General features: G+C 77.5%; 1 protein-coding gene (running past one end of the window). It reads right to left on the bottom strand.

Going from position 1 to position 25,098, the window contains the following annotated elements; genetic code table 11:
- On the bottom strand, positions 1–25,098 hold the 5' portion of the coding sequence (locus ACFVVA_RS16275) for a type I polyketide synthase (RefSeq protein ID WP_387689969.1). It extends 12,717 nt beyond the left edge of the window; the window shows 25,098 of its 37,815 coding nt (coding positions 1–25,098); its start codon is at positions 25,096–25,098; its stop codon lies off the left edge, out of view.

Below are 25,098 nucleotides of genomic sequence, written 5' to 3'. Positions count from 1 at the left end.
GAGCAGCTCCACCGCCCCGGCCGACCAGTCCACGTGCGGGGACGGCGCGTCCGCGTGCAGGGTCGCCGGCAGCACGCCGTGCCGCATCGCCAGCACCATCTTGATCACACCCGCCACACCGGCCGCGGCCTGGGTGTGCCCGATGTTCGACTTGATCGAGCCCAGCCAGAGCGGCCGGTCCGCGAACCGGTCCTGACCGTACGTCGCCAGCAGCGCCTGGGCCTCGATCGGGTCGCCCAGCTTGGTGCCCGTGCCGTGCGCCTCCACCGCGTCCACCTCGGCGGCCGACAGCCCGGCGTTGGCCAGCGCCTGCCGGATCACCCGCTCCTGCGACGGACCGTTCGGCGCCGTCAGCCCGTTCGACGCACCGTCCTGGTTGACGGCGGTGCCCCGCACCACCGCGAGCACCCGGTGCCCGTTGCGGCGCGCGTCGGAGAGCCGCTCCAGCACCAGCAGGCCCACGCCCTCCGACCAGCCGCTGCCGTCGGCCGCGGCCGAGAAGGCCTTGCAGCGCCCGTCGGCGGCCAGCCCGCCCTGGCGGCTGAACTCGGTGAACACCGAGGGCGTGGCGAGCACGGTGACACCGCCGGCCAGCGCCAGGTCGCAGTCTCCGGAGCGCAGCGCCTGGGCCGCCTGGTGCATGGCGACCAGGGAGGAGGAGCACGCGGTGTCCACGGTGACCGCCGGGCCCTCCAGACCGAAGGTGTAGGAGACCCGGCCGGAGGCGACGCTGCCCGCGTTGCCGGTGCCGAGGAAGCCCTGGACCTCGTCCGGGACGGCTCCGCCGCCGGTCGCGTAGTCGTGGTACATCAGTCCGGCGTAGACGCCGGTCCGGCTGCCGCGCAGCGCGGTCGGGTCCAGGCCGGCGCTCTCGAAGGCCTCCCAGGAGGCCTCCAGCAGCAGGCGCTGCTGCGGGTCCATCGCCAGTGCCTCGCGCGGGGAGATCCCGAACAGGCCGGCGTCGAACCGGGCGGCGTCGTGCAGGAAGCCGCCCTCGAAGACGGTCGCGGCGCCCGCGCTCTCGCCGGCGTACACGGCGCCGACGTCCCAGCCGCGGTCGGTCGGGAAGGCGGTGATGCCGTCCCCGCCGGAGGCCAGCAGCTCCCACAGCCGGTCCGGGTCGGTGACGCCGCCGGGGTAGCGGCAGCTCATGCCGACGATCGCGATCGGCTCGTCCGGGGCGGCGGTCGTGGCGGAGGGCCCGGTGGCGGCCGGGGCGGCCGGGCGCCGGCCGAGCAGCTCGGCGCGGACGAACTCGGCCAGCACGGCCGGGGTCGGGTGGTCGAACACCAGGGTGGCGGGCAGCCGCAGCCCGGTGACCTCCTGGAGCCGGTTGCGCAGCCGGACCGCGAGCAGCGAGTCGAAGCCGAGGTCCTTGAAGGCCCGGCCGGGCTCGACGGCGGCCGCGCTGGCGTGGCCGAGGACGGCGGCGACCTCGGTGGCGAGCAGTTCCCCGACCGTCCGGGCCTGCTCGGCCTCGGTGAGCCCGGTCAGCCGGTGCGCGAGCGAGCCGGTGGCGGTCTCGGCGGCGGCGGCGCGCCGCGGGGCCGGGCGGACCAGTGCGCGCAGCAGCGGCGGCACCTCGCCGTCCGGGCCGACGGCCGAGCGCAGCCGGATCGGCAGCAGGTGCGGGCGTGCGGAGCCGACGGCCGCGTCGAACAGGGCGAGTCCGTCGGCGTCGCCGAGCGAGTCCGCGGTGCGGGAGGCCCGGGCGACCTGCTCGGTGGAGAGGTGGCCGGTCATCCCGCTGGCGCCGGCCCACAGGCCCCAGCCGAGCGAGACCGCCGCGAGGCCCGCGGCGGCGCGGCGGGCGGCCAGCGCGTCCAGGGCCGCGTTCGCCGCCGCGTAGGCGGCCTGGCCCTCCGGGCCGAAGGTGCCGGCGGCGGAGGAGAACAGGACGAACAGGCCGAGGTCGCGGTCGGCGGTCAGCTCGTGCAGGTTGAGCGCCGCGTCCACCTTGGGCCGCAGCACCCCGGCCAGCCGGGCGTCGTCGTACGAGCCGACGGTGCCGTCGTCGATCACGCCGGCCGCGTGGACGATGCCCGTGACCGGGTGTTCGGCCAGCACGGCGGCGAGCGCGTCGCGGTCGGCGGCGTCGCAGGCGACGACCGTCGCCTCGGCGCCCAGTGCCCGCAGCTCGTCGACCAGTTCGGCCGCGCCGGGGGCGTCGGCGCCCCGCCGGCCGAGCAGCACCAGCCGGCGCACCCCGTGCCGGGCGGCCAGGTGCCGGGCGACCAGGCCGCCCAGTGTTCCGGTGCCGCCGGTGATCAGTACCGACCCGGGCAGCGCGGGCGTGTCCGCGGCCGGGGTGCGGACCAGGCGCGGGAGCAGCACGGCGCCGTCGCGCAGCGCGGTGCGGGGCTCGGTGTCCACGGCGGACGGCCAGGGGCCGCCGTCCCCGGCCGGGTCGCGGTCGACCAGGACGAAGCTGCCGGGGTGCTCGGCCTGGGCCGAGGCGACCAGGCCGTGCACGGCGGCGCCCGCGAGGTCGGCGCCCGTGCCGACGGCGCCGCGGGTGAGCAGCACCAGCCGGGAGGTGCCGAGCCGCTCCTCGGCGAGCCAGTCGCGCAGCAGGCCGAGGACGGCGGAGGTGGTGGCCAGCACGGCCCGTGCGTCGTCGCCGGACGGGACCGGCATGACGACGACGGCCGGGGTGGGCGCGCCCGCGTCGAGGGCGGCGGTCAGTGCGGCGAGATCCGGGTGGCGGACGGCCCGCGGCAGTCCGGCGTCGTCGGCGCCGAGCACCGCCCAGCCGGTGGTGTCGGGGGTCGCGGTCGGGTCGGTCGCGGGCACCCAGTCCAGGGCGAACAGGACGTCGTGGACGCCGCGCGCGGCGCTGCCGTCCAGGGCCTCGGGGGTGACCTCCCGGGCGGCCAGCGCGTCGACGGCGAACACGGGTGCGCCGGTGGGGTCGGCGGCCCGCACGGTGGTTCCGCCGGGGCCGCGGGTCAGGGCGACCCGCAGCGTGGTGGCGCCGACGGCCTGGAGCGAGACGCCGGTCCAGGCGAAGGGCAGCCTGGTTCCGGCCTCGGCGTCGAGGGCGTCCGCGTGCAGGGCGGCGTCCAGCAGGGCGGGGTGCACGCCGTAGCCGTCGGCCTGGACGTCCTGGGGCAGGGCGACCTCGGCGTAGACGGTGCTGCCGTCGCGCCAGGCGGCGCGCAGGCCCTGGAAGGCGGGGCCGTAGCCGTAGCCGGCCTCGGTGAGCGCCTGGTAGAAGCCGGCCAGGTCGACGGGCCGGGCGCCGTGGGGCGGCCACTGGGCGTGGTCGAAGCCGGCGGCGGGCGCGTGCGCGCCGAGCAGACCGGTGGCGTGGCAGGTCCACGGCGCGTCCTCGGCGGCCCGGGAGGAGACCTCCACGGTGCGGTCGCCCGCGCCGTCCGCCGGGCCGACGGCGACCTGGACGGCCACCGCGTCGGCCGCGGTCAGCACCAGCGGTGCCTGGAGCACCAGTTCCCGCAGCAGGGCGCTGCCGGCCTGTTCGCCGGCCCGCAGGGCCATCTCCACGAAGGCCGCGCCGGGCACCAGGGTGCGGCCGAGCACGGTGTGGTCGGCCAGCCACGGGTGACTGGTCGTGGACAGCCGTCCGGTCAGGACGACGCCGTCGTGGGCGAGCGGGACGGCGGCCCGCAGCAGCGGGTGGCCGGCCGTCACCTGGCCGACGGCGGCGGCGTCGTGCGCCGCGAGGGGCTTGGGCCAGTAGTACTCGCGCTGGAAGGCGTAGCCGGGCAGGGCGACGCGGCGGGCGGGCGGCAGCACCCCGGTGGCGTCCACCGGCACGCCGGCCGTCCAGAGTTCGGCGAGGACGGTCAGGAAGCGCTCGGCGCCGCCGTCGTCGCGCCGCAGGGTGCCGACCGCGGTGAGCGCGGTGCCGGCGTCCTCGGCGGTCTCCTGGAGGGCGACCGAGACCACGGGGTGGGGGCTGCACTCGACGAACACCGAGCGGCCGTCGGCCAGCAGGGCCCGGGTGGCCTGCTCGAACAGGACAGTGGAACGCAGGTTGTCGTACCAGTACCCGGCGTCCATCCGCGCGGTGTCGATCGGCTCACCGGTCAGCGTCGAGTAGAGCGGCACCACGGACGTGGTCGGGCTGATCCCGGCCAGCTCCGCCAGGACCCGCTCGCGCACCCGCTCCACCTGGGCGGAGTGCGAGGCGTAGTCCACCGGGATCCGACGGGCCCGCACCCCGCTCTCCTCGCAGAGCACCAGCAGCTCGTCCAGCGCGCCGGGCTCGCCCGAGACCACCGTCGAGGACGGGCCGTTGAACGCGGCCACCGAGATCCGGCCGCCGAAGCCGGCGATCAGCTCCTCGACCACCGCGCTGCCCGCGGCGACGGACACCATGCCGCCGTCACCGGCCAGTTCGATCAGCGCCCGGCTGCGCAGCGCCACCACCTTGGCGCCGTCCTCGACGGACAGCGCACCGGCCACCACCGCGGCGGCGATCTCACCCTGCGAGTGACCGATCACCGCCGAGGGCTCCACACCGTGCGCCCGCCACACCTCCGCCAGCGACACCATCACGGCCCACAGCACCGGCTGGACCACGTCCACCCGGGACAGGTCCGCGCCCGAACGCAGCACCTCGGTCAGCGACCAGTCGGTGTACGGCGCCAGCGCCGCCTCGCACTCGGCCAACCTGGCCGCGAACACCGGTGACCAGTCGGCGAGTTCCCGCGCCATGCCGACCCACTGCGAGCCCTGGCCCGGGAAGACGAAGGCCACCGAACGGCCGTCGCGCTCCTCCGCGACGCCGGTGACCACCCCGGCCCGGGCCGTGCCCTCGGCGAGTGCCGCCAGCCCGTCCAGCAGGTCGGTCCGGTCGGCGCCGAGCAGCACCGCGCGGTGCTCCAGGTCGGCCCGGGACAGCAGGGACCGGCCGATCTCCGCCGGGGTGAGCTCGCCGTGTCCGGCCGCGAACTCGCGCAGCCGCGCGGCCTGCGCCGCCAGTCCGGCCCGGGTGCGGGCCGACAGGAACCACGGGAGGACTCCGGAGCCGGTCTCCGGGGCCGCGGCGGTCTCGGTGACGACCGGGGCGGCTTCCAGGATGACGTGGGCGTTGGTGCCGCTCATGCCGAAGGAGGACACGCCCGCGCGGCGCGGCCGGTCCGCGGCCGGCCAGGGGCGCGCCTCGGCCAGCAGTTCCACGGCGCCCGCCGCCCAGTCCACGTGACCGCTCGGCGCGGCGACGTGCAGGGTGGCCGGGAGCGTCCCGTGCCGCATCGCCTGCACCATCTTGATCACCCCGGCGACGCCGGCGGCGGCCTGGGTGTGGCCGATGTTGGACTTGATCGAGCCGAGCCAGAGCGGCTCGCCGTCGCGGTCCCGGCCGTAGGTGGCCAGCAGTGCCTGGGCCTCGATCGGGTCGCCGAGCCGGGTGCCGGTGCCGTGCGCCTCGACGGCGTCCACGTCCGAGACGGTCAGCCCCGCGTTGGCCAGCGCCTGGCGGATCACCCGCTCCTGCGAGGGCCCGTTGGGGGCGGTGAGCCCGTTGGAGGCGCCGTCCTGGTTGATCGCGCTGCCGCGCACCACGGCGAGCACCCGGTGGCCGTTGCGGCGCGCGTCGGAGAGCCGCTCCAGCACCAGCACGCCGACGCCCTCGGACCAGCCGGTGCCGTCCGCCTCGGCGGAGAACGGCTTGCAGCGGCCGTCCGCGGCGACGCCGCCCTGCCGGCTGAACTCGGCGAAGATCTCCGGTCCGGCCAGCACCGTGACACCGCCGGCCAGCGCCATGGCGCACTCGCCGCCGCGCAGCGCCTGGGCCGCGAGGTGCAGGGCCACCAGCGAGGAGGAGCAGGCGGTGTCCACCGTGAGGGCGGGGCCCTCCAGGCCGAAGGTGTACGACACCCGGCCGGAGATCACGCTGTTCGAGGTGCCGGCGAGGACGTGCCCCTCGGCGGTGGTGGACAGGTCGGTGCCGATCCCGTAGTACGAGGTGCCGGCGCCGAGGAAGACGCCCACCTGCTCGCCGCGCACCGCGGTCGGGTCGATGCCGGCGTCCTCGAAGGCCTCCCAGGCGGCCTCCAGCGAGAGCCGCTGCTGCGGGTCCATCGCCAGCGCCTCGCGCGGGGAGATCCCGAACAGGGTGGCGTCGAAGCCGGTGGCGTCCGCGAGGAAGCCGCCGCGCAGCGCGTACGGCGCGTCCGCGACCTCGGCCTCCCAGCCGCGGTCGGCGGGGAAGTCGGTCATGCCGTCGCCGCCCTCGGCGAGCAGCCGCCACAGCCGCTCCGGGCTGTCGGCGCCGCCGGGCAGGCGGCAGCTCATCCCGACGATCACGACCGGGTCCTGGTCGGTGGCCGTCGCGGCGGCCAGGACGGGCGCGGGCAGGTCACGGCCGCCGAGCAGTTCGCCGAGCAGGTACTCGGCGAGCGCGGCCGGGCTCGGGTGGTCGAAGACCAGGGTGGCGGGCAGCCGCAGGCCGGTGGCGGCCTGCATCCGGTTGCGCAGTTCCACCGAGGTCAGCGAGTCGAAGCCGGCCTCCTTGAAGGCGCGGCCGGCCGCGACGGCGTCCGGGGAGGCGTGGCCGAGCACCAGGGCGGTCTGCTCCCGGACCAGGTCGACCAGCAGCGGGAGCCTGCCGTCCGGCCGCACCCCGGCGAGCCGCTGGGTGAGGCTCGCGGCGGTCGGGGCGTCGCTGGCCCGGCGCAGCGCGGCGCCGGCCAGCGAGCGGAGCACCGGCGGCGGTCCCGCCGGGTCGTTGCGCAGCGCGGTCACGTCGAGGTTGGAGGTGACCAGGTGCGCGCGGGGCACGGTGCGGGCGACGTCGAACAGGGCCATGCCCTGCGCGGTGGTCAGCGGGGCGCCGACCCTGGCCGCCCGGGCCAGGTCGGCGCCGGTGAGGTGGCCGGTGATGCCGCTGGACTCGGCCCACAGGCCCCAGGCCAGCGAGACGCCGGCCAGGCCGCGGGCCCGCCGCTGGGCGGCGAGGGCGTCCAGGAAGCCGTTCGCGGCGGCGTAGTTGCCCTGCCCGGGCGGGCCGAGCACGGCGGCGACGGAGGAGAACAGCACGAACATCGCGAGGTCGCGGTCGGCGGTCAGCTCATGCAGGTTGACGGCGGCATCCGCCTTGGGGCGCAGGACGGTGGCGAGCTGTTCGGCGGTGAGGGCGGTGACCACGCCGTCGTCGACCACGCCGGCGGTGTGGATGACGCCGGTGAGCGGGTGCTCGGCGGGGATCGCGGCGAGCACCGCGGCCAGCGCCTCCCGGTCGGCGGCGTCGCAGGCCGCGAGGGTCGCCTCGGCGCCCAGTTCCCGCAGTTCGGCGACGAGTTCGGCCGCGCCCGGGCCGTCGGCGCCGCGCCGGCTGAGCAGCAGCAGATGCCGCACGCCGTGCTCGGCCACCAGGTGACGGGCCAGCAGCCCGCCCAGGGTGCCGGTGCCGCCGGTGATCAGCACGGTGCCCTCGGGGTCGAGCGGCGCCGGGACGGTGACCACGTTCTTGCCGACGTGCTTGGCCTGGCTGATGTGCCGGAACACGGCGGGCGCCTCGCGGACGTCCCACGCGGTGATCGGCAGCAGCCGCAGCGCACCGGACTCGAACAGGCCGAGCACCTCGGTGAGGATCTCGCCCATCCGCTGCGGGCCGGCCTCGGAGGGGTCGAAGGCGCGGTAGCGCACGCCGGGGTGGTCGGCGGCGACCTGCTCGGCGTCGCGCGGGTCGGCCTTGCCCATGTCGGCGAAGCGCCCGCCCTCGGCGAGCAGCCGCAGCGAGGCGTCCGTGAACTCGCCGGCCAGCGAGTTGAGCACCACGTCCACGCCGCGTCCGCCGGTGGCGGTACGGAACGACTCCTCGAAGGCGAGGTCGCGGGAGGAGGCGATGCGGGAGTCGTCCAGACCGGCGGCGCGCAGCGCGTCCCACTTGCCGGGGTTGGCGGTGCCGTACACCTCCAGGCCCAGGTGGCGGGCGAGTTGGACGGCGGCCATGCCGACGCCGCCGGCCGCCGCGTGCACCAGCACCGACTCACCGGGCCGGACCGCGGCCACGTCCACCAGCCCGTAGTAGGCGGTCACGAAGACGACCGGCATCGAGGCGGCCTCGGTGAAGGTCCAGCCGGCCGGGATCCGGGCGAGCCGGCGCCGGTCGGCGACGGCGACGGGGCCGAAGCCGCCGGGGAACAGGCCGAAGACCCGCTCGCCGGGGGCGAGGTCGGTGACCTCGGCGCCGACCTCCAGGACGACGCCGGCGCCCTCGGAGCCCAGCTCGGCGCGCTCGGGGTACATGCCGAGCGCGAGCAGCACGTCGCGGAAGTTCACGCCGGCCGCGCGGACGCCGATCCGCACCTCGCCGGGGCCGAGCGGCCGCTCGGCGGTGTCGGCGGGCAGCAGCCGCAGGCTGGTCAGGATGCCGGGCTCGGTGGGGTCGAGGGTCCAGGCGGCGGCGTCCTCGGGGACGGTCAGCGCGGCGGAGGCGGGCACGCGCACCAGTCGGGGCGCGTACAGGGCGCCGCCGCGCGCGGCGAGCTGGTTCTCCCCCAGCTCCACCGCCCGGCGGACCTGCGCCCAGTCGGCCGAGCCGTCGTCGTCGAGCAGCAGGACGCGGTCCGGGTGCTCGGACTGGGCCGAGCGCAGCAGGCCCCACACCGCGGCGCCCGCCGGGTCGGCGGGCTCCTCGCCCGGGTGGACGGCCGCGGCACCGCGGGTGACGACCACCAGGCGGTCGGCCTCGTCCCGGTCGCCGGCCAGCCAGCGCCGGGCGGCGTCGAGCGCCCCGGCGGTGGCGGTGCGGGCCCGGGCGGCGTCGTCCGCGCCGGTCGCCTCGACCCGGTGCAGCACCAGGGCCGCGCGGGCGTGGCCGGCCTCGACGGCGGACAGCTCCGCCACCGGGCACTCCTCGGCGGCGGCGCCGGTCGGCAGCGCGCTCCACTCGACCGCGAACAGCGCGTCGCCGGCCTCGGCGCGGCGGCCGTCCGGCTGACCGGTGGGCGCCGCCCGCAGGGTCAGCGAGCGGACGTCGGCCACCGGTGCGCCGGTGGCGTCGGCGACCCGGATCGAGATCGCGTCCCGGCCCGCGGGGGCGAGCCGGACCCGGGCCACGGAGGCGCCGGTGGCGTGCAGGGTCACCCCGGACCAGGCGAACGGCAGCGGTGTCGCGCCGGCGTCGTCGAGGAACCCGCCGACGGTGGTGGCGTGCATGGCCGCGTCGAGCAGCGCCGGGTGCACGCCGTAGCCGGCGGCCTCCTCGGCGGCGCCCGCCGGGAGGGCGATCTCCGCGTAGACGGCGCCCTCGGCCCGCCAGGCCCGGCGCAGCCCGCGGAAGACCGGCCCGTAGCCGTAGCCGGCCTCGGTCAGCCGCTCGTAGTAGCCGTCCAGCTCCACCGGCTCGGCGTCGGCCGGCGGCCAGGCGGAGAGGTCGTACGGTTCGGCGTCCGTCCCGGCGGCCAGGGCGCCGGAGGCGTGCCGGGTCCAGCCGGCCGCGCCGTCGGACTGGGCGTGGACGGCCACCGGACGGTCGCCGGCCGCGTCCGGGTCGCCGACCCGCACCTGGATGCGGACGCCGCCGGTGGCGGGGACGGCCAGCGGGGCCTCGACCATCAGCTCGCGCAGCGCGGTGCAGCCGACCTCCCGGCCGGCCCGCAGCGCCAGTTCCACGAAGCCGGTGCCGGGCAGGATCGCCGTGCCGCGCACGGCGTGGTCGGCCAGCCAGGGCTGGGCGGCGAGCGACAGCCGGCCGGTGAGCAGCGCGCCCTCGCCGTCGGCGAGCGGCACGGCGGCGGTCAGCAGCGGGTGCTCGGTCCGCAGCAGGCCGGCGCCGGTCACGTCGGCGCCGGACCGGCCGGGGCGCAGCCAGTAGGGCCGGCGCTGGAAGGCGTACGGGGGCAGGGTGATCCGGCGGACGCCGCGGTCGGCGAGGACGGCGGACCAGTCCACCGCGGTGCCCCGGGTCCAGGCGGTGGCGACGGCGGCCAGCAGGGTCTCGGCCTCGGGCCGCTCGCCCCGGGAGGCGGGCACCAGTGCGGCGTCGTCGCGGCCGGTGGCGTCCAGGGTGAGGCGCGCCATGGCGGTGAGCACCGCCTCCGGGCCGAGCTCCAGGAAGCGGGTCGCGCCCTGGCCGGCGAGCCAGCGCACGCCGTCGGCGAAGCGGACGGCCCCGCGGACGTGCCGCACCCAGTAGTCGGGGGTGCAGATCTCCTCGGCGCCGGCGGCGGTGCCGGTGAGGTTGGAGACCACCGGCAGGCGCGGCGGGTGGTAGGCGAGGCCCTCGGCGACGGCGCGGAACTCGGCGAGCATCGGCTCCATCAGTGCCGAGTGGAAGGCGTGCGAGACCCGCAGCCGGCTGGTCCGGCGGCCCTCGGCGCGCCAGTGCCCGGCCAGGTCGGCGATCGCGTCCTGCGGTCCGGAGACCACGATCGCCCGCGGGCCGTTGACGGCGGCGACGTCGACCCCGTCGTGGGTGGCGAGCGCCTCGGCGGCCCCGGCCTCGTCGATCTCGACGGCCAGCATCGCGCCGCCGGCGGGCAGCGCCTGCATCAGCCGGCCGCGGGCGGCGACCAGGGTGCAGGCGTCGTCCAGCGAGAGCACGCCCGCGACGTGGGCGGCGGCGATCTCGCCGATGGAGTGGCCGAGCAGGAAGTCGGGGCGCACGCCCCAGTCCTCCAGCAGCCGGAACAGCGCCACCTCGAAGGCGAACAGCGCGGCCTGGGTGTGGACGGTCCGGTCCAGCAGGGCCGCCTCGGGGGTGTCCGCCTCGGCGAACATCACCGCGCGCAGCGGGTGGTCCAGCTCGGTGTCGAGCCGGGCGCAGACGGCGTCCAGGGCGTCGGCGAACACCGGGAAGGCGGTGTAGAGGGCGCGGCCCATGCCGGGGCGCTGGGAGCCCTGGCCGGAGAACAGGAACGCCGAGCGGCCGTCGGCGCTCTCGCCGCGCAGCACGCCGGGCGCCTCGGCGCCGGTGGCCAGCGCGCCGAGGCCGGCGAGCAGGCCGGTACGGTCGGCGGCCAGGACGACGGCGCGGTGCGCCAGGCCGGTGCGGCCGGTGGCCAGTGCCAGGGCGATGTCGGCCGGGTCCGGGTCGGTGCCCGTCCCCGCGTCGGCGAAGCCGTGCAGCCGCTCGGCCTGGGCGGCGAGCGCGGTGGGGTCGGCGGCGGACAGCAGCCACGGCAGCGGCGCCCCGGTGGCGGGTGCCGCCGGGCCGCGGGCCGCCGTCTCCTCGACGGGGGCGCTCTCCAGGATGACGTGGGCGTTGGTGCCGCTGACGCCGAAGGAGGAGACGCCGGCCCGCAGCGGTCGGCCGTTCTCGGGCCAGGGCCGCGTGGCGGTCGGCAGCTCGATCGCGCCGGCCGACCAGTCCACGTGCGGTGAGGGCGCGTCCAGGTGGAGCAGGCCGGGCAGCTCGCCGTGGCGCATCGCCATGATCGTCTTGATCACCCCGGCGACGCCGGCGGCGGCCTGGGTGTGGCCGATGTTGGACTTCACCGAGCCGAGCAGCAGCGGCCGGTCGGCCGGCCGGTCCTGGCCGTAGGTGGCCAGCAGGGCCTGGGCCTCGATCGGGTCGCCGAGCCGGGTGCCGGTGCCGTGCGCCTCGACGGCGTCGACGTCGGCGGCCGTCAGTCCGGCGTTGGCGAGCGCCTGGCGGATCACCCGCTGCTGGGCGGGGCCGTTGGGCGCGGTGAGGCCGTTGGAGGCGCCGTCCTGGTTGACCGCGCTGCCGCGCAGCACGGCGAGCACCCGGTGCCCGTTGCGGCGCGCGTCGGAGAGCCGCTCGACCAGCAGCATGCCCACGCCCTCGGCCCAGCTGGTGCCGTCCGCCGCCGCCGAGAACGGCTTGCAGCGGCCGTCGACGGCGAGGCCGCGCTGCCGGCTGAACTCGATGAAGGAGTCGGGCGACACCATCACCGTCACGCCGCCCGCGAGGGCGATGCCGCACTCGCCGGAGCGCAGTGCCCCGGCCGCCATGTGCAGGGCGACCAGCGAGGAGGAGCAGGCGGTGTCCACCGTGATGGCGGGGCCCTCCAGGCCGAAGGTGTACGCGAGCCGGCCGGAGGCGACGCTGGTCGTGGTGCCGGTCAGCACGTGGCCCTCGACGCCGTCCGGCAGCTCCGCGCCCTGCCCGTAGCCGGAGGAGGTCATGCCGACGAAGACGCCGCCCTGGCTGCCGCGTACGGCGGTGGCGTCGATGCCGGCGTCCTCGAAGGCCTCCCAGGCGGCCTCCAGCAGCAGCCGCTGCTGCGGGTCCATCGCCAGGGCCTCGCGCGGGGAGATCCCGAACAGGCCGGCATCGAACTCGCCCGCGCCGGAGAGGAAGCCGCCGGAGCGGACATAGGTGTGCCCCTGCCGGTCGGGGTCCGGGTCGTAGAGGCCCTCGACGTCCCAGCCCCGGTCGGTCGGGAAGCCGACGATCGCGTCCCCGCCGGCCGCGACCAGCCGCCAGAGGTCCTCGGGGCCCTCGACGCCGCCGGGGAAGCGGCAGCTCATGCCGATGATCGCGATCGGCTCGTCGGTGGCGGCGGTGGCCGTCGCGGCCGGGCCGGAGTCGAGCCCGCCGACCAGGTAGCGGGTCATCTCGCCGATGGTCGGGTGGTCGAACACGGCGGTGGCGGGCACCGGGGTGCCGGTGCCGGCCGCCAGGCGCTTGCCCAGCTCGACGGCGGTCAGCGAGTCGAAGCCGAGGTCCTTGAAGGTCCGGCCGGTCTCCAGGCCGCTCGGGTCGGCGTGCCCGAGCACCGCGGCGACCTCGGCGCGGACGACGGCCAGGGTCTCCCGCTCGCGCTCGGCGGCGGACAGTGCGGCGATCCGGCCGCCGAGGGCGGCCGCGCCGTCGGTGCCGGCGGCGGCCGCGGCGGTGCGCGGGCCGGGCAGGTCGGCGAGCAGCGGGCTGGGCCGGGCGGAGGTGAAGGAGGCGGTGAAGGTCGGCCAGTCGACGTCGGCGACGACGACGGTGCTCTCGTCCCGGTCGACGGCCCGGTCCAGCGCGGCCAGGGCCAGCCGCGGGTCCATGGCCGGGATGCCGCGGCGGCTCAGGAAGTCCGCGCCGCGGCCGTCCGGGCCGCCGGACCACGGGCCCCAGGCGACGGAGGTCGCCGGCAGGCCGAGCGAGCGGCGGTGCTCGGCCAGGGCGTCGAGGTAGCTGTTGCCGGCCGCGTAGGCGGCCTGGCCGCCGCTGCCCCAGACCCCGGCGATCGAGGAGAACAGCACGAAGGCGTCCAGCGGCACGTCCGCGAGCGCGGCGTGCAGCCGGGCGGCACCGGCGGTCTTGGCGGCGAGGACGGCCGCGAACTCCGCCGGACCGGTCAGCTCCAGGGCCTCGGTCGGGCCGACCTCGGCGGTGAGGACCACGCCCGCGACGGGGTGCTCGGCCAGCAGCGCGGCGAGCGCGTCGGCGTCGCCGAGGTCGCAGACGGCCACGGTGGCCGGGGTGCCGGCCCCGGTCGACTCGGCGGCGAGGTCGGCGAGTTCCCCGGACGGTGCGGAGGCGACCAGCAGCAGGTGCGCCGCACCGCGGCCGGCCGCCCAGCGGGCGGCCTGGCGGCCGAGGGCACCGTCGGCTCCGGCGACCAGGACGGTGCCGGTCAGCCGCCGGCCCTCGCCGGCGGGCGCGGGCTCGGGGGCGCGCAGCAGCCGGGCGGCGTAGGTCCCGGAGGAGCGTACGGCGCTCTGGTCCTCGCCGGTGGCGCCGGAGAGGAGGGCCGCGAGGCGCCGACCGGCGCGCTCGTCGAGCACCGGCGGCAGGTCGATCAGGCCGCCGGTGCGCTCCGGGTGCTCCAGCGCCAGCGACCGGCCGAAGCCCCAGAGCTGGGCCTGCACCGGGTGGTCCAGCCGGTCGGCCCGGCCGGTGGAGACGGCGCCCCGGCTCAGGGTCCACAGCGGGGCGGTGATCCCGGCGTCCCCGAGCGCCTGCACCAGCGTCAGCGACACCGCCAGGCCGGCGGGCAGCACCGTCCCGGGCAGCGGCTCCTCGGCCAGGCCGGCCAGCGAGACCACGCCGGCGAACGGCTCGGCCGCGGGAAGCGCCGCGCGGAGGGTGTCGGCCAGCGCCGTACGGCCGACGGCCGGGTCGGCCACGACCAGGGTCACGGTCTGCGCACCGGCGGTGCGGATCGCCGCGACCACCTCCTCGACGGCGGTCTCCTCGGCGGCCACCACCAGCCAGGTGCCGGTCAGGGCGACCGCCCCGCGCGGGGCGTCCACCGGCTTCCAGCCGATCCGGTAGCGCCAGGAGTCCAGCGTCGAGCGGTCCCGGCGGCGGCGCCGCCAGTCGGCCAGCGCGGGCAGCACCGAGCCGAGCAGCTCCGGCGTGTCGTCCAGCCGCAGCGCCTCGGAGAGCTCGGCCAGGTCCTCGCGTTCCACGGCGTCCCAGAACCGGGCCTCGGCCGGGTCGCCCTCGGCCACCGGGGCGGCGGCCTGCTCCAGCCAGTAGCGCTCGCGCTGGAAGGCGTAGGTCGGCAGCTCGATCCGGCGGCCGGCGGGCAGCAGCGTGGTGAAGTCGACGGCCACGCCGGCGGTCCAGGCCTCGGCCAGGGCGGTCAGCAGCTGCTCGGGGCCGCCCCGGCCGCGCCGCAGCGTGCCCAGCACGGCCGTCGCGGTCTCGGCCGCGTCGGCGGTCTCCTGCACGCCGACCGTCAGCACCGGGTGGGGGCTGCACTCGACGAACACCGCGCGGCCGCTGCCGAGCAGCGCGCGGGTGGCCTCCTCGAAGCGCACCGGGGAGCGCAGGTTGTCGAACCAGTACCCGGCGTCCATCCGGGCGGTGTCGATCGGGGTGCCGGTCAGCGTCGAGTAGAGCGGCACGGTGGAGGTCACCGGGGCGACCTCGGCCAGCTCCGTCAGGATGCGCTCGCGCAGCCGGTCGACCTGGGCGGAGTGCGAGGCGTAGTCGACGGGAATGCGGCGGGCCCGTACGTCCCGCTCCTCGCAGAGCGCCATCAGCGCGTCCAGCGCCTCCGGTTCGCCCGAGACCACCGTCGAGAACGGCCCGTTGTACGCCGCCACCGAGATCCGGCCCTCGAACGAGCCGATCAGCTCCTCGACCACCGCGCTGCCCGCCGCGACGGACACCATCCCGCCACCACCGGCCAGTTCGACAATGGCCCGGCTGCGCAACGCGACCACCCGGGCGCCGTCCTCGACGGACAGCGCACCCGCGACCACCGCCGCGGCGATCTCACCCTGCGAGTGACCGATCACGGCCGAGGGCTCCACACCGTGCGCCCGCCACACCTCCGCCAGCGACACCATCACCGCCCACAGCACCGGCTGGACCACGTCCACCCGGTCCAGCTCCGCACCCTCGCGCAGCACCTCGGTCAGCGACCAGTCCGTGAACGGCGCCAACGCCGCCTCGCACTGCGCCAACCTGGCCGCGAACACCGGTGAGGCCTCGGCGAGTTCCCACGCCATGCCCACCCACTGCGAACCCTGACCCGGGAACACGAACACCACGTCACCCGGAACCACCCGGCCCCGGACCACACCCTCGCCGCCGAGCACCGCGAGGCCGTCCAGCAGCGCCTCCCGCTCCGCACCCAGCACCACCGCACGGTGCTCCAGACCCGCCCGCGACAGCAGCGCCGACGCCACGTCCGCCACCCCGAGCTCCGGACGCCCCAGCACGAACTCCCGCAGCCGCTCGGCCTGCGCACCCAGCGCGGCCGGCGTGCGGCCCGACAGCAGCCACGGCTGCACACCGCCGGCCTCCGCCGGCTCCTCGGCCGCCGTCGCGGGCGCGGCCTCCAGGATCAGGTGCGCGTTGGTGCCGCTCATGCCGAACGAGGAGACGCCCGCCCGGCGCGGGCGACCGGCCTGCGGCCAGGGACGTGCCTCGGACAGCAGCTCCACGGCGCCCGTCGCCCACTCCACGTGCGGGGACGGCTCGTCCGCGTGCAGCGTCGCCGGCAGCACGCCGTGCCGCATCGCCAGCACCATCTTGATCACACCCGCCACACCGGCCGCCGCCTGGGTGTGCCCGATGTTCGACTTCACCGAGCCCAGCCAGAGCGGCTCGCCGGCCCGCTCCTGGCCGTAGGTGGCCAGCAGGGCGTGCGCCTCGATCGGGTCGCCCAGCGTGGTGCCGGTGCCGTGCGCCTCGACGGCGTCGACCTCGGCGGCCGCGACGCCGGCGTTGGCCAGCGCCTGCCGGATCACCCGCTCCTGCGACGGGCCGTTCGGCGCCGTCAGCCCGTTGGACGCACCGTCCTGGTTGATGGCGGTGCCGCGGATCACCGCCAGCACCTGGTGCCCGTTGCGGCGGGCGTCGGAGAGCCGCTCCAGCATGACCAGGCCGACGCCCTCGGCCAGCCCGAAGCCGTCCGCACCCGAACCGAAGGCCCGGCAGCGGCCGTCCTCGGACAGTCCGCGCAGCCGGCTGAACTCGATGAACAGGCCCGGGGTGGACATCACGGCGGCGCCGCCGGCCAGGGCGAGGTCGCACTCGCCGCCCCGCAGCGACTGGACCGCGAGGTGCAGGGCGACCAGCGAGGAGGAGCAGGCGGTGTCGACGGTGACCGCCGGGCCCTCCAGGCCGAGCGCGTACGCCACCCGGCCGGAGGCGACGCTGCCCGCGCTGCCGGTGACCCGGTAGCCCCCGTAGTTCTCCAGGGCGTGGTCCATCCGCGGGCCGTACTCCTGGGTGGCGACACCGGTGAACACTCCGGTGGCGCTGTGCCGCAGCGTGGCCGGGTCGATCCCGGCGCGCTCGACGACCTCCCAGGCCGTCTCCAGCAGCAGCCGCTGCTGCGGGTCCGCGGCGGCCGCCTCGCGCGGCGAGATGCCAAAGAACGCGGCGTCGAACAGGTCCGCGTCGTACAGGAAGCCGCCCTCGCGGGTGTACGAGCGGCCCGGCTCGTCGGGGTCCGCGTGGTACAGCCGGTCGAGGTCCCAGCCGCGGTTGGCGGGCAGGGTGGAGATCATGTCGCCGCGTTCGGCGACGACCTGCCACAGCTCCTCGGGCGAGCCGATGCCGCCGGGGAAGCGGCAGCCCATCGCGACGATCGCGATCGGCTCGCCCGGGGCGGCGGTCGCGGCCCTGGCCGCGGTCGGCGCCGGGCCGGTGCCGGTGGCGTCGGTCAGCAGGGCGAGCAGGTGGTCGGCGAGCGCGTTCGGCGTGGGGTGGTCGAAGGCGACGGTGGTGGGCAGCCGCAGGCCCGACGCCGCGTTCAGCCGGTTGCGGAACTCCACCGCGATCAGCGAGTCGAAGCCGAGCGCCTTGAACGCGCCGTCCACCGCGATCCCGGCCGGGTCGGCGTGGCCCAGCGCGGTCGCGGCACTGGAGCGGACCAGGTCCAGCAGGGTGCGGCGGCGGTCGGCGGCGGGCAGCACGGTCAGCCGGTCGGCCAGGCCGCTCGCCGCCGCGGCGGCCGACGCCCGGCGCAGCGGGGTGCGGATCAGGCCGCGCAGCACCGCGGGGACGGCCTCGGCGCGGCCGGCCGCCTCGGCGACGGCGATCCGGGCCGGGGCGATCAGCGGGCGGCCGTCGGCGAGGGCCGCGTCGAAGAGCGCGAGGCCCTGCTCGGCGGTCATCGGTGCCAGGCCGCCGCGGACCAGGCGGGCCCGGTCGGCCTCGCCGAGCCGGCCGCCCATGCCCTCGCCGTGCGCCCAGAGGCCGGAGAGCAGCGCCTGGGCGGGCAGCCCGAGGGCGTGCCGGTGCTGGGCGAGCGCGTCGAGGAAGCCGTTGGCGGCGCCGTAGCTGCCCTGGCCGGCGGCGCCGACGGTGCTGGCCAGCGAGGAGAAGAGCACGAACGCGCTCAGGTCGAGGTCGCGGGTGAGCCGGTGCAGGTTCCAGGCCGCGTCGGCCTTGGGGCGCAGCACCGCGTCCAGCTGCTCGGGGCGCAGCCGCTGCACGGAGGCGTCGTCGACCACGCCGGCGGCGTGCACCACGGCGGTGAGCGGGTGCTCGGCCGGGACTGCGGCCAGCAGGGCGGCCAGGGCGGCCGGATCGGCCGCGTCGCAGGCGGCGGCGGTGACCTCGGCGTCCAGCCCGGCGGTCAGCTCCGCGAGTTCTCCGGCGGGCAGGCCGCGGCGGCCGACCAGCAGCAGGTGGCGGACCCCGTGCGCGGTGACCAGGTGCCGGGCCAGCAGGCGGCCGATGGCGCCGGTGCCGCCGGTCAGCAGGACGGTGCCGTCCGGGTCGAACGGGGTGCGGGCGGGCTCGGCCCCGGCGAGCGGGGCGGGTCCGGCCTTGACCAGCCGCGGCGCCAGCAGGCGGCCGGCGCGCAGCGCGAGCTGCGGCTCGTCGCCGGCGAGGGCGTCGCGCAGGGCCTCGTCGGTGGGCCGCTCGCCGTCGTGGTCGAGGATCAGGATGCGGCCGGGGTGCTCGATCTGGGCGCTGCGGGCCAGGCCGAGGACGGCGGCCGCGGCGAGGTCGCGCACCTCCTCGTCCGGGCCGGCGGCGAGGGCCTGCCGGGTGAGCAGGACGAGTCGGGAGTCGGCCCGGCCCTCCTCGGCGAGGAAGGCCTGGATCAGTCCGAGGGCGCTGCGGGTCAGGGCGTGCGCGCTCTCGGCGGGGGCGTCGGGGTCGCCGGTGACCGGGACGAGGACGGCCTCGGGCGCCGGGCCGCCGTCGAGCGGCGGCAGGCCCTGGGCGAGGTCGGCCGGGGCGGTCCGGACGGCGCCGCCGGTGGCGGCGGCCGCGGTGGCGGCGGGGATCCAGTCGAGCCGGTGGAGCGGGTCGGCGGTGCTCCGGCCGGCGGCCGACCGCTCCGGGTCGACGGCCCGCAGGACGAGCGCGTCGACGTCCAGGACGGCGGCGCCCGCCGGGTCGCTCAGCGTGACGGCGTAGCCGCCCTCGGGGCCGGCGGGCGCGGCGTGCACCCGGACGGCGGTGGCCCCGGCGGCGTGCAGCCGGACGCCGGCGAACGAGAAGGCGAGCCGGGTGGTCGCCGGGTCGCCGTCGAGCAGCAGCACGTGCAGCGCGGCGTCCAGCAGCGCCGGGTGGATGCCGAAGCCCTCGGTCGGGAGCGTCTCGGGGAGGGCGATCTCGGCGAACAGCTCCTCGCCGCGCCGCCAGGCGGCGGTCAGGCCCTGGAAGGCCGGGCCGTAGGCGTAGCCGCGCCCGGCCAGGCCGGGGTAGGCGTCCTGGACCGTGAGCGGGACGGCTCCGGCGGGCGGCCAGGCGCCCTGCGGTGCGGGCGCGGCGGCCGGCCCGGCGGTCAGCGCGCCGGTGGCGTGCCAGGTCCAGGGGCGGTCCTCGGCGGCGGCCCGCGGGCGGGAGTGGACGGTGACCGGGCGGCGGCCCGCCTCGTCCGGCGGCAGCAGCACCACCTGGATCTGGACGGAGCCGTCGGCCAGGAGGACCAGCGGGCTCTGGAGGGTGAGCTCCTCCAGGTGCGGGTGGCCGCAGCGCAGGCCCGCGTGCAGCGCGAGGTCGACGAGCGCGGAGCCGGGCAGCACGACCGCGCCGTTGACGACGTGGTCGGCGAGCCAGGGCTGGTCGGCGGTGGCGAGCCGGCCGGTGAGGACGAGGGTGTCGTCGCCCGCGAGGGTGACGGCGGCGCCGGCCAGCGGGTGGTCGGCGGGGTCGAGGCCGAGACCGGTGGCGTCGGTCGAGGCGGCGCCGGGCGCCAGCCAGTACCGCTCGCGCTGGAAGGGGTAGGTGGGCAGCGGGACCCGCCGGGCGGAGCCGGGGAAGGCGTCCGCCCAGTCCACCGCGACGCCGGCGACGTACGCCTCGGCGAGCGCGCCGAGGAACCGCTCGGGGCCGCCGTGGTCGCGGCGCAGGGTGCCGAGGGCGGCGCCGCCGCGGCCGTCGGCCTCCAGCGTCTCCTGGACGCCGACGGTGAGCACGGGGTGCGGGCTGGACTCGACGAAGGTGCGGTGGCCGGCCGCGAGCAGCGCCCGCACGGTGGGCTCGAAGCGCACCACCTGGCGCAGGTTGCGGAACCAGTAGTCGGTGTCGAGTGCGGTGGTCGCCAGCAGGCCGCCGGTGACGGTGGACCAGAAGGCCGTGTGGCCTTCGCGCGGCTCGATCCCGGCGAGGGCCTCGGCCAGCTCCTCGCGCAGCGGGTCGACGGCCGGCGAGTGCGAGGCGTAGTCGACCGGGACGCGCCGGGCGCGGACGTCCTGGGCCTGGCACTGGGCGACGAACTCGTCGAGGGCCTCGGCCTCCCCCGCGACCACGGTGGCGGACGGGCCGTTGTGCGCGGCGACGGTGATCCGGCCGTCGAAGCGGGCGATGCGCGCCTCGACCTCGGCGGTCGGCAGCGGGATCGACGCCATGCCCCCGGTGCCCGCGATGGCGCGCAGGTAGCGGCTGCGCAGGGCGACGATCCGGGCGGCGTCGGCCAGGGTGAGGCCGCCGGCGACGTGCGCGGCGGCGATCTCGCCCTGGGAGTGGCCGATCACGGCGGCGGGGACGACGCCGGAGTGCCGCCAGAGCTTCGCCAGCGACACCATCACGGCGAACAGCGCGGGCTGCACCACGTCGACGCGCTCCAGCGAGGGGGCGCCGGGGGCGCCGTGCAGCACGTCGATCAGCGACCAGTCGGTGTGGGGGGCGAGGGCCTCGGCGCACGCGGTGAGCTCGGCGCGGAAGACCTCGGAGGAGGCGTACAGCTCGGCGGCCATGCCCTCCCACTGGGAGCCCTGGCCGGGGAAGACGAACACGGGGCCGTCGGGGGCGCCGGCCGTGCCGGTGGTCAGGTTGGCGGCGGGCAGTTCCCGGGTCAGCGCGTCCAGGCCGGTCAGCAGTTGCTCGCGGTCGGCGGCGACCACCACGGCGCGCCGGTCGAAGGCGGCCCGGGCGGTCAGCGACAGGCCGAGGTCGGCGAGGGAGGCGGCGGCGGCCGGCCCGGCGCCGGTGCGGACGGCCTCGGCCAGCCGGGCGGCCTGGGCGCGCAGCGCGGCCTCGCCGTGGGCGGAGAGCGGGAACGGCAGCGGACCGGTGCCGGTGGCGGCGGGGGCCGCCGGGGCGTCCTGCGGCACGCTCTCGACGATCATGTGGGCGTTGGTGCCGCTGATGCCGAAGGAGGAGACCGCGGCGCGGCGCGGACGTCCGCGCTCGGGCCAGTCCCGGGCCTCGGTCAGCAGCCGGACGCCGCCGGCGCTCCAGTCCACCCGGCTGGAGGGGGTGTCCGCGTGCAGGGTGGCCGGGAGCGTCCCGTGCCGCATCGCCTGCACCATCTTGATGATCCCGGCGACGCCGGCGGCGGCCTGGGTGTGCCCGATGTTGGTCTTCACCGAGCCGAGCCAGAGCGGGTCCTCGGCGGCGCGGTCCCGGCCGTAGGTGGCCAGCAGCGCCTGGGCCTCGATCGGGTCGCCGAGGGCGGTGCCGGTGCCGTGCGCCTCGACGGCGTCCACGTCGGCGGCGGCGAGTCCGGCGCCGGCCAGCGCCTGGCGGATCACCCGTTCCTGGGAGGGGCCGTTGGGCGCGGCGAGGCCGTTGGAGGCGCCGTCCTGGTTGATGGCGCTGCCGCGGATCACCGCGAGCACCGGGTGGCCCAGCCGCTCGGCGTCGGAGAGCCGCTCCAGGGCCAGCAGGCCCACGCCCTCGCCCCAGCCGGTGCCGTCGGCGCCCTCGGCGAAGGCCTTGCAGCGGCCGTCGGCCGACAGGCCCTGCTGCTTGCTGAACTCGATGAACATGCCGGGCGTCGCCAGCACGGTGGCGCCGCCGGCCAGGGCCATGTCGCACTCGCCGAGGCGCAGCGACTGGGCGGCCAGGTGCAGGGCGACCAGCGAGGAGGAGCAGGCCGTGTCGACGGTGACCGCCGGGCCCTCCAGGCCGAGCACGTAGGCGATCCGGCCGGAGGCGACGCTGGCGGTGTTGCCGGTCAGCAGGTGGCCTTCGAGGTCGGCCGGGGCCTGGTGCAGCCGGGGGCCGTAGTCCTGGGCGGTGGCGCCGACGAACACGCCGGTGCGGCTGCCGCGCAGCACGGCCGGGTCGGCGCCGAGGCGCTCGACGGCCTCCCAGGCGGTCTCCAGCAGGAGCCGCTGCTGCGGGTCCATGGCGAGGGCCTCGCGCGGGGAGATGCCGAAGAACGCCGCGTCGAAGCGGGTCGCGTCGGTCAGGAACGCCCCGGCGGGGGTGAGCGTGCCGGTCGGGTTGCGGCCCTCGTCGGCGTAGATGCCCGCGATGTCCCAGCCGCGGTCCTCGGGGAAGCCGGTGACCAGGTCGCGGCCGTCGAGGACCGCCTGCCACAGGGCCTCGGGGGTGTCGATGCCGCCCGCGTAGCGGCAGCTCATTGCGACGATCGCGATCGGCTCGTCGCTCACGGCGCCGGGGGCGGGCGTCGCGGGCGCGACGGCGGCGGGCTCGCCGTAGAGCAGGCCGGACAGGTGCCCGGCCAGGCGCAGCGGGGTCGGGTGGTCGAAGACCAGGGAGTCCGGCAGCCGCAGCCGGGTGGCCGCGGCGAGGCGGTCGCGCAGTTCCACGGCGGTGAGCGAGTCGAAGCCCAGGTCGCGGAAGGTGAGCCGGGCGTCCACGTCGCCGGGGGTCTCGTAGTCGAGGACGGCGGCGACCTGGGCGCGGATCTGGTGCAGCAGCGCCCGCTCGTCCCGCCGCTCGGCGGCGGGTCCGGTCGGGGCCTCGGCCGGGGCCGGCGCGGCAGGAGCGGGTTCGACGGCCGGACGGGCGGCCGTGTCCAGCCAGAAGCGGCGGCGCTGGAAGGCGTAGGTGGGCAGGTCGACCGGTCGGGGGGCGTGGCCCGCGAAGACGGCGTCCCAGTCCAGCGGCGCGCCGGCGGTGTACAGCCGGGCGACGGCGCCGAGCAGGGTCTCCGCGTCGTCGCGGTCCTTGCGCAGGGCCGGGGCCAGCAGGCCCTCGGCGCCGGCCTGCCGGGCCATCGCGCAGAGCACGCCGTCCGGGCCGACTTCGAGGAAGCGGGTGACGCCCTCGCGGTGCAGGGTCTCGACGCCGTCGGCGAAGCGGACGGCCTCGCGGACCTGGCGCACCCAGTAGTCGGGGGTGGTGAGGAGACCGGGTTCGGCGATCCCGCCGGTCAGGTTGGAGACGACCGGGATCCGCGGCTCGGCGAAGGTCAACTCCGCGAGGACGGCGGCGAATTCGGCGAGCATCGGCTCCATCAGGGCCGAGTGGAAGGCGTGCGAGACGGTCAGCCGGCTGGTCTTGCGGCCCTCGGCCTTCCAGCGCGCCGCGAACTCCTCGACCGCCTCGGTCGGGCCGGAAACCACCAGCGAGGTCGGGCCGTTGACGGCCGCCACGTCCAGCCGGTCGCCGATCGCGTCACGGACCTCCGCCTCGGTGGCCTGCACCGCCAGCATCGCCCCGCCCTCGGGCAGCGCGTCCATCAACCGCCCGCGCGCCGCCACCAGGGCGCACGCGTCCGCCAGCGAGAACACGCCCGCCACATGGGCGGCCGCCACCTCGCCGATCGAGTGCCCGAGCAGGAACTCCGTTGCCACGCCCCAGGATTCGAGCAGCCGGAAGGACGCCACCTCGACCGCGAACAACCCGGCCTGCGCCCACACCGTACGGTCCAGATCCTCCGCACCCGCGAAGACGACCTCGCGAACCGACCGCCCGAGCCTCGCGTCCAGCTCCGCGCAGACCGCGTCGAAGGCCGCCGCGAAGGCGGGGAACGCCTCGTACAGGCCCCGGCCCATGGCGACCCGCTGCGAGCCCTGCCCGGTGAACAGGAAGGCCGTGCGGCCCTCGTCCGTCTCCCCCGTGACCACCCCGCGCACCGGCTCGCCGGCGGCCAGCGAGCCGAGGCGGCGCAGCAGTTCGTCCCGGCCGCGGCCGAGCACGGCGGCCCGGTGGCCGAAGGCCGCGCGGGTGGTGGCCAGCGAGTGGCCGATGTCGGCCGGGTCGGCGGCGGGGGCGGCCTCCAGGTGGGCGCGCAGCCGGGCGGCCTGCTCGCGCAGCGCGTCCTCGGTGCGGCCCGACAGCGGCCAGAGCACCGGCGCGTCGGCGTCGGCGGTCCGCTCGCGCGGGTCCTCGGCCCGGCCGGGCCACTCCGTGAGCACGACGTGGCAGTTGGTGCCGCCCATGCCGAAGGAGCTGACGCCCGCGATCCGCGGGCCCTCGGGCCAGGGTTCGAGGGCGGTCTGCACCCGCAGGCCGAGGTCGTCCAGGGGGATGCGCGGGTTGGGCCGTTCGAAGTTGAGGCTCGGCGGGAGCTGCCGGTTGGCCACCGACAGGACGGCCTTGAGCAGGCCGGCCGCGCCGGCGGCGCCTTCGAGGTGGCCGATGTTGGTCTTGGCGGAGCCGACCCGCAGCGCGGCGTCGGGGGTGCGGCCGGCGCCGAGGACGGCGCCGAGGGCCGCCGCCTCGACCGGGTCGCCGACGGCCGTTCCGGTGCCGTGCAGTTCGACGTAGCGCACCGCGTCGGGGGCGATCCCGGCGCGCCGGTAGGCGGCGCCGAGCACGTCGGCCTGGGCGTCGCGGCTGGGGGTGGTCAGGCTGTCGCCGCCGCCGTCGTTGTTGACGGCGCTGCCGCGGATGACGGCGTAGATCCGGTCGCCGTCGGCGACGGCCCGGGCGACGGTCTTGAGCGCGACGACCACGCCGCCCTCGCCGCGGACGTAGCCGTTGGCGCGCTCGTCGAAGGTGTAGCAGCGGCCGTCCGGGGAGAGCGCGCCGAAGCGGGCCGCGCCGACGGTGCTCTCCGGGGCCGCGATCAGGTGCACGCCGCCGGCCAGGGCGAGGGTGGCCTCGCCGCGCCGCAGGCTGTCGGCGGCGACGTGCACCGCGACCAGGGAGGAGGACTGTCCGGCGTCGACGGTCATGCTGGGGCCGCGCAGGCCGACGGCGTAGGAGACCCGGTTGGCGATCAGGCCGCGCTGCAGGCCGGCCAGCGAGTGCGGGCCGATCTGCGCGGTGCCGCCGCGCTGGGCGAGGGTGGCGTAGTCGGAGGCCATCACGCCGACGAAGACGCCGGTCCGGCTGCCGCGCAGGGCGTCCGGCACGATCCGGGCGTCCTCCAGCGCCTCCCAGCTCAGCTCCAGCATGAGCCGCTGCTGCGGGTCCATGGCGGTGGCCTCGCGCGGCGAGATGCCGAAGAAGCCCGGGTCGAACCCGTCGATCCGGTCGAGGAAGCCGCCGCGGCGCGGGACGTCCCGCTCGGCGAGGTCGCCCCGGTCGAGGGGGACGTCACCGATCGCTTCCACGCCGTCGCACAGCAGCTCCCAGAAGGCGCGCGGGTTCGCGGCGCCCGGCAGTCGGCAGGCGAGTCCTACGACGGCGATGGCAGCGTCATCGGCATGGACCTCAGGCAT

The organism is Kitasatospora sp. NPDC058048 (assembly GCF_042885555.1).
Taxonomy (GTDB): domain Bacteria; phylum Actinomycetota; class Actinomycetes; order Streptomycetales; family Streptomycetaceae; genus Kitasatospora; species Kitasatospora lactacystinica.
The sequence above is the reverse complement of the archived record's forward strand: the minus strand, read 5'-3'. Positions and strand labels throughout refer to the sequence as shown.